Source organism: Amycolatopsis ruanii (genome assembly GCF_003385175.1).
GTDB lineage: Bacteria > Actinomycetota > Actinomycetes > Mycobacteriales > Pseudonocardiaceae > Amycolatopsis_E > Amycolatopsis_E thermalba.
The window spans coordinates 1-5960 of the sequence record NZ_PQHY01000139.1 but is presented as its reverse complement, the minus strand read 5'-3'; the positions used below and the strand labels follow the sequence as shown (position 1 = coordinate 5960).

The 5960-nt window shown below is 70.6% G+C and carries 5 protein-coding genes; 2 read left to right on the top strand and 3 right to left on the bottom strand.

Annotated features, from left to right (window positions below; translation table 11 throughout):
• Positions 1–391 precede the first annotated feature (391 nt).
• Both glnA and D0D28_RS34900 read right to left on the bottom strand, forming a co-directional pair.
• Positions 392–1735 (bottom strand): type I glutamate--ammonia ligase, encoded by a 1344-nt coding sequence (glnA, locus tag D0D28_RS34905; protein ID WP_017987056.1) that lies wholly within the window; start codon positions 1733–1735, stop codon positions 392–394.
• Between the two features lie 9 nt (positions 1736–1744).
• Positions 1745–3097, bottom strand: a complete 1353-nt coding sequence (locus D0D28_RS34900) for an MFS transporter (RefSeq protein ID WP_240323472.1) — start codon at positions 3095–3097, stop codon at positions 1745–1747.
• Here D0D28_RS34900 and D0D28_RS34895 point away from each other — a divergent pair.
• Together D0D28_RS34895 and D0D28_RS34890 are read left to right on the top strand one after the other, a co-directional pair.
• Complete coding sequence (locus D0D28_RS34895) at positions 3096–4046, top strand: GlxA family transcriptional regulator (RefSeq protein WP_094006785.1); 951 nt, start codon at positions 3096–3098, stop codon at positions 4044–4046. The two genes, D0D28_RS34900 and D0D28_RS34895, sit on opposite strands and share 2 nt — an antisense overlap.
• Before the next feature lie 17 nt (positions 4047–4063).
• Positions 4064–4759 carry an LppX_LprAFG lipoprotein gene (locus tag D0D28_RS34890; RefSeq protein WP_094006745.1) on the top strand — a complete coding sequence of 232 codons (696 nt, stop codon included), beginning with the start codon at positions 4064–4066 and terminating at the stop codon, positions 4757–4759.
• Here D0D28_RS34890 and D0D28_RS34885 read toward each other — a convergent pair.
• Positions 4756–5960 (bottom strand): alpha/beta hydrolase (locus D0D28_RS34885; protein WP_162831277.1); only part of this gene is annotated, 1205 nt, incomplete at its 5' end. The two genes, D0D28_RS34890 and D0D28_RS34885, sit on opposite strands and share 4 nt — an antisense overlap.

Genomic DNA, 5960 nt, shown 5'->3' with positions numbered 1-5960 from the left:
AAACTCTCCAACAATGCTAGAAAATCGATCCGGCTATGATTCATAGCCTCAAAGGAACCCACAAAGGGTTCTAGCTAATCAACTGGCTTTAGCTCATCAATACACTGTTGAGTTCTCAAACAACACGAAGCTGCTGCTTCTGCAAAGCTTTTCTGGTTGTCGCGGAGGGCGTCAGCAACCCTACTGGTTTAGTAGTAGTGGTTGGCGACCCACCCGCGGGCCGACCAAGAACTTTACCCGGTTCGGTTCGCGGTGTCAACACCGCCCGACCCTGGCCCGTCCGCCGGGGCTTTCCGGCCCCGTCGTCCCGGTCTCCCTGGCGACGAAGAGAAGATTACATGCCCCGGAACCCCCCTGAAACAGGGGGGTCCCTTAAGGCGATTTCCCCTGGTCAGAGCACAGGTAGCAGGGTCTTGAGCTCGTACGGGGTCACCGACCGGCGGTAGGCGTCCCACTCCGCGCGCTTGTTCCGGAGGAAGAAGTCGTAGACGTGCTCGCCGAGCGCGTCGGGGAGCAGCTCGGACTTCTCCATCTCGGCCAGCGCCTCGCCGAGGTTCTGCGGCAGCTGGTCGTACCCGGCCGCGCGGCGCTCGGCGTCGCTCATCGACCAGATGTTGTCCTCGGCCGCCGGCGGCAGCTCGTACCCCTTCTCGATCCCCTTCAGCCCGGCGGCGATCACGACCGAGTACGCCAGGTAGGGGTTGCAGGCCGAGTCGATCGTGCGGATCTCGACCCGCCGCGACGACGCCTTGCCCGGCGAGTAGTTCGGCACCCGCACCAGCGCGGACCGGTTCGCCCGGCCCCACGACACCGTGGTCGGCGCCTCTCCCCCGCTGATCAGCCGCTTGTACGAGTTCACCCACTGGTTGGTCACCGCGGAGATCTCCCGCGCGTGGTGCAACAGGCCGGCCACGAACGCCTTGCCCGTCTCGGACAACTCGTACGGGTCTTCGGGGTTGTGGAACGCGTTGCGGTCACCCTCGAACAACGACACGTGCGTGTGCATGCCCGAACCGGGCTGCTCGGTGAACGGCTTGGGCATGAACGTCGCGCGCACCCCCTGGGTCAGCGCGACCTCCTTCACCACGTACCGGAACGTCATGACGTTGTCGGCCATGGTCAGCGCGTCCGCGTAGCGCAGGTCGATCTCCTGCTGCCCGGGCGCGCCCTCGTGGTGGCTGAACTCGACCGAGATACCCATCGCCTCCAGCGCCTCGATGGCGTGGCGGCGGAAGTGCGTCGCGGTGGCGTGGCTGGCCTGGTCGAAGTACCCGCCGTTGTCCGCCGGCTCGGGCTCGCTGCCGTCCGAGGGCAGCGACGAGAGCAGGAAGAACTCGATCTCCGGGTGCACGTAGCAGGTGAACCCGGCCTCGCCGGCCTTGGACAGCTGACGCCGCAGCACGTGCCGCGGGTCGGCCCAGGACGGCGACCCGTCGGGCATCGCGATGTCGCAGAACATCCGCGCCGAGTAGTGCCCGCCCTCCGGGGTCTCCCAGGGCAGCACCTGGAACGTCGACGGGTCGGGCTTCGCGACCATGTCCGATTCGTAGACGCGCGCGAAGCCTTCGATGGCCGACCCGTCGAACCCGATCCCGTCGCTGAAGGCGCCCTCGAGCTCGGCCGGGGCGACCGCCACCGACTTCAGGAAACCGAGGACGTCGGTGAACCACAGACGAACGAATCGGATGTCACGTTCTTCCAGCGTGCGCAGCACGAACTCCTGCTGGCGATCCATGGCCGCACCCTACGCATGGTGTGTTAACGGCGTGTTTCGTGGTTCCCGTGTTGCCCTGACGGAGGGAATGAGCAGCGACATCACCGTGGCCAGTGCGCACAGCCCGCCCGAGATGTACCACGCGAGGTCGTAGCTTCCGGCGTGGTCGTGGATGAGCCCGGCGCCCGTCGCCACGATCGCGGCGCCGACCTGGTGGGAGGCGAACACCCAGCCGAACACGATCGGACCGCTCAGGCCGAACTGCTCGCGCGCCAGCGCCACCGTCGGCGGCACCGTGGCCACCCAGTCCAGGCCGTAGAAGATGATGAACGCCCACATCGGCGGTTCGGTGGTGGGGGCGAACAGGTGCGGCAGCACGATGAGCGACGCGCCGCGCAGGAAGTAGTACACGCCGAGCAGGATCCGCGGGTTGACGCGGTCGGTGAGCCAGCCGGAGGCGATCGTGCCGACCACGTCGAAGACGCCGACCAGCGCGAGCAGCGAGGCCGCGGTGGTCGGCGGCATCCCGTGCTCGTGCGCCGCGGGCACGAAGTGGGTCTGGATCAGGCCGTTGGTGGACGCCCCGCAGATCGCGAACCCGCCGGCGAGCAGCCAGAAGGTGCGCGTCTTCGCGGCCTGTCCCAGCACCTGCAGCGCGCGCCGGGCCGCTCCCGTCGACGGCGGCAGCTCCTCGGCCTCGGTCGCGCCGTACGCGGTCAGGCCGATCTCGCTCGGGTGGTCGCGCAGGAAGATCAGGATGATCGGGACGACCGCCAGCGCGGCGAAGGAGACCACCAGGGACGCGGTGCGCCAGCCGTCGTTCGTGGCGATCGCGGCGAGCAGGGGCAGGAACACCAGCTGCCCGGCCGCGCCAGCCGCGGTCAGGATGCCGCTGACCAGCCCGCGGTGGCGGACGAACCAGCGCGAGGTCACGGTCGCGACGAACGCCAGCGCCATCGACCCGGTGCCCAGCCCGACCAGCACGCCCCAGCACAGGAGCAGCTGCCAGCTCGCGGTCATGAACACCGTCAGCCCGCTGCCCGCGGCGACCAGGACCAGCGCGCCGGTCACCACCTTGCGCATGCCGAGCCGCTCCATCAGCGCCGCGGCGAACGGCGCGGTCAGGCCGTAGAGCATCAGGTTGATCGACACGGCGGCCGAGATGGTGGCCGTCGACCAGCCGAACTCCTCGTGCAGCGGGTCGATCAGCACACCGGGGGTGGCGCGGAAGCCGGCCGCGCCGACCAGCGCGACGAAGGCCGCGAAGGCGACGAACCAGGCCGGGTGGATGCGCGACTTCGTTCTTGTCACCGGCACAGCCTCGCCGATCTGGATCACTCGGTCGAGTGGCCGGAGCGCCAATATGTGCAAGAATCCGGCCATGCACCGGGTGGTGGTCCTCGCGGTATCCGAGGTGGTCGGGTACGACCTGAACATCGCGCCGCTCGTCTTCGGCACCGCGCGCCAGGACGGCGAACAGCTCTACGACGTGCGGGTTTGCGGGGTCGACGACCGGCCGGTGCGGGTCAGCCACGGCTACGACGCGCACCTCGGCCACGGTCCGGAGGCCCTCGACGACGCCGACACCGTCATCATCCCCGGCACCCGCGTGCACGGGCCGCGTCAGGAGGGCGTCCTGCCGCCCGAACTGGCCGCGGCGCTGGCCCGGATCCCGTCGTCGGCGCGGCTGGTCTCGATCTGCACCGGCGCGTTCGTGCTGGGCGCCGCCGGCCTGCTCGACGGGCGCCGCGCGACCACGCACTGGGCGCACGCGGCCCGCTTCCGGCACCTCTACCCGCGGGTCGACCTGGACGAGAACGTGTTGTTCGTGGACGACGGCGACATCCTGACCTCGGCCGGGCTCGCCGCCGGGCTGGACCTGTGCCTGCACCTCGTGCGGTCCGACCACGGCAGCGCGGTCGCCAACCACGTCGCCCGGTACTGCGTGGTGGCGCCCTGGCGGGACGGCGGGCAGTCGCAGTTCATCGAGCAACCGCTGCCCGGCGGCGACGGCAGCACCGCCGCGACGCGCGCGTGGGCACTGGAACGGCTCAGCGAACCGCTCGACCTGGCTGCGCTCGCGAAGCACGCGGGCATGAGCGTGCGCACCTTCAGCCGCCGCTTCCGCGCCGAGACCGGGCAGTCGCCGCGGGTCTGGCTGAACCAGCAGCGCGTGCTGCACGCCCGTCACCTGCTCGAGACCACCGACCTGCCCGTCGAGCGGGTCGCGGCCGAGTCCGGGCTGGGCACCGCGGCTTCGCTGCGGCAGCACCTCAACGCGGCGATCGGCGTCGCACCGCTGGCATACCGCCGCACCTTCGCCCGCCGCTGATCGCTACCGTTGGACGCATGCTCCGCCGACGCACCGCCGGTGTCACCCTGGCCCTGGTCCTGGCACTGTCCAGCGCCTGCTCGGCCGCTCCCGAGGAACCGCTCCCCGACGGGCGCGCGCTCGTGGACGCCGCGGAGACGAGCCTGAACGGGATCCGCAGCGTGCGCTTCGACTTCAGCGTCAGCTCGACCATCCCCGGCCTGGACATCCGCGAGGTCAAGGGGCAGGCCAGCAAGGACGGCGGGCCGCACGGCACCGCGATCGGGCAGGCGGACGTGCAGGCCTCGGCCGACCGGTTCGAGCTGGACTACGTGCTCGTCGGCGAGACGCTGTTCCTCACCGACACCAAGGGGCAGCAGCGGCAGGTCCCGGTGCCGGCCGACTACAACCCGATGACGCTGCTGGATCCCGAGCGCGGGCTGCCCAGGCTGATGTCCGACGCGACGGCGCTGAAGACGGAGACCAAGGAGGACGTCCTCGGCGTGGAGGCCTACCGGGTCACCGGTGAGCTGGCACGGGACGTCATCTCCGGCGTCATCCCCGGCATCCAGGCGGACGTGGACATCAAGTTCTGGGTCACCAAGGCCGAGCCGCGCAACCTGGTGCGCGTGTGGATCCAGGTGCCGCCGCGGCAGCCGAACGAGGGCGCGATCCAGCTGGAGCTGGCGCTGTCCGACCAGAACGTCCCGGTGGGGACCACGACCGGCGGTTAGGCCTGGCAGCGGGTGCCCGGGGCCGGCTGGCTGTTGTCGACGAGGTAGTCCAGGCCGGCCACGTCCACGCACATGTTGCCGTGCAGGAACGCGGTGTGCTGGGTGCCGTCGACGGTGAGCAGGCCGCCGTGGAAGACGTTCGCGAGGTTGACGCCCGCCTGGTACGGGGTGACCGGGTCGTTGGTCGTCGAGATGACCAGTGGTGGCGCGGCGGAGGTGACCGTCGGCCGGTGCGGCTGGGACGTGCTCGGCACCGGCCAGGACGCGCACACGTCGAGTTCGCCCTGGTCGGGACGGCCCCAGCCGAGGAACGGCGCGGCGTCGGTCATCCGCTGCCGGGACACCGCGGGGTCGCTCGCGCGCGGGTTGTCCCCGCAGCGCACCGCGTAGTAGGCGTCCTGCAGCGACGAGTACTTCCCGTCCGCGGCGCGCTCGTAGTAGCCGTCGGCGAGCCGGAGCAGGACCGAGCCGTCACCGCGCCGCAGCAGCCCGAGGCCGGTGTCGAGGAACGGCCACGAGTGGCTCGAGTACATCGCCTCGACCACGCCGGTGATCGCGTCCCGGTACGACAGCAGCCTGCCGTCGCCGGCCTTCGCCGGGGCGGCGACCAGCGGCTGCACCAGGTTCTGGAACTCCGCCGCCGCCTTCGCCGGGTCGCGGCCCAGCGCGCAGCCGTCGTGCCGGGCGCACTCGACCGCGAACTGCCCGAACGCGCGGGCGAACCCGGCGCCCTGCGCGACCAGCGAATCCGGGTCGTTCTCGGCCGGGTCGATCGCGCCGTCCAGCAGCAGCGCGCGGACCCGCTCCGGGAAAGCCTCGGCGTAGCTGTAGCCGATCTGGGTGCCGTAGGAGTAGCCGAGGTAGCTCAGCTTCGCGTCACCCAGCGCGGCGCGCAGGACGTCGAGGTCCTTGACCACGTCCCGGGTGCCCATGTTGGCCAGCATCGCGGTGCCGTGCTCGGTGCGCTGGGCGCACTTCGCCGCGAAGTCGCGTGCCTGTCCGCTCCACGCGGCCTCCGACGTGCCCGGGTTGCTCGCCCGCTCGGCGTCGCGTTCGGCGTCGGTCAGGCATTGCACGCGCGGACGGCTGGCGCCCACGCCGCGCGGGTCGAAGCCGACGAAGTCGAACCGCAGGCCGATGGCGTTGTTGGACACCGTCGGCACCAGCCGCGCGGCCGCCTCCATGCCGGACCCGCCCGGCC